Here is a 1,699-nt window from a genome sequence, read left to right on the forward strand (position 1 = left end):
AAACAACCGTTCATGTACTTCCAGCGGTGTTTACAGCAGATTTCCAGACTTCGAAGACCGACATTCCGGCCGGAGAACGTATCAGTTTCCAGCCTTACGAAAGCATGCCGGGAGCCCGGTACGAATGGCGCATGCCGGGAGCTGACATTGAAAAAGCTTTTACCTCCATCGCCGCCGCCACTTATGAGAAAGCCGGCAACTACCGCGTAAAACTCCGTCTGACAGATCCTCTCAGCGGAAAGACCAAACGCAGCTCACTCCGCCTTAACGTACACGCCGTGGCTCCACAAGCGGCTTTCGACCTCTCACCGCGTATCGTGCTCCGCGGACAGGAAGTCACTCTCAACGACCGCAGCCGCTTTGCCCCCGTTTCGTGGCAATGGCTGACTGAGAGCCGCCTCACGGTCCACCGTGCCGAAGGCCGTCATGCCACTCTGAAGATAGACGAGCCAGGTGTTTACGACATCACGCTTACCGCCACCAACAAAGTAGGCAGTAACTCCCAGACTCAGAAGCAGGCGCTCATCGTTTGCAACGCCGACAGCAAGAACGGCCTTAATTTCAGCCGTCCCGAAGCGGCATTGACCACCTCCGGCAAACTTTACACGGATTCTGCCGAATGCCTCACTGTGGACTGGTGGATGAATGCGGGACGACAATCGGCCACAACCGGGATCGGACACTCTGCAGGTACCTGGCAGCTACGCGGCGACGCCAACGGACGCCTTATCCTGCAAGCCGACAGCCTGACGGCACAAACGGCCGGCGGCTTCATCGTGAGCGACAGCTGGCACCATTATGCTGTTGCGTTCGACCGCGGTGAGGTGTCGTTCTTCCGTGACGGTGAGAAAATAACGACTTCGCGACTTGCCGGCAAGAAACGTCAGGTACGCCGCCTGCCAGCCATTCCCGCCCTGCGCCTTGGCGGAGAGGCCACGCCGATGAACGGTGTGATAGACGAAGTGCGTGTATGGCAGAAAGCCCTGAACGAAAAAGAAATACAAGCCTATGCCAACGCACCGATAAATGACGTGGCCGAAGCTGAGAGCAAAGACCATCTGCTGCTTTATTACAACTTCAACCAGAACGGCGGCGACGTTATGGATGCCACTTCACACCAACTCCACGGCAAGCGTACCAACTTCGGACCTGACGGAGATGCCTGGGGACTGTCGGCCGGCGTGTTCTGCCTCAATTTCGACACACCGCTGGAGGACGTTACCGCCCGCCATCTGCCCGCCTCCCAACGCCCCTTTGCCACCACTGGCCGCACAGTCAACAAGGGCAACGCCCAACGCTTCCTTGAATTTGACGCCAAAGGATGGACCATAGAAAACGCGACCGGATCGGACACGCTCCGCACGGGGCTTCACGTTGACAGGAACAAAGGCGAAGCCCTCACGGTATGCACCGGATGGGACGGCTTTGCCAACGAACTCAGGAACCACAAGATCTATTGCACCACGACATTGCCTGCCGGAAAATACGAACTGGAAGTCATTCCGTACGGCGGCGAAATGGCGGCCAGCGGCTCTATGATAGCCGTTGTCGCAGGCAAGGGTCTCCCCGACCGCGCCGGAATGTCGGACGCACTGGCTGCGGGCAGCCTATCGGACCGTCGCCTTCCGTTCCTTATTGAAAAAGAAACGGAAGTTTCGCTCGGCCTTGTCTTCATGCTCAAAGGCCAGACCTGCATACC

1 protein-coding gene is annotated in these 1,699 nt (G+C 57.9%); it reads left to right on the top strand.

Annotated elements, in window-relative coordinates; genetic code table 11:
• The coding region (locus C5S62_RS06345; protein WP_133159522.1) for a DUF5013 domain-containing protein at nucleotides 1-1,699 on the top strand (1,699 nt) is incomplete at both ends.

Origin of the sequence: Prevotella sp. MGM2 (genome assembly GCF_002933955.1) — a bacterium.
GTDB lineage: Bacteria > Bacteroidota > Bacteroidia > Bacteroidales > Bacteroidaceae > Alloprevotella.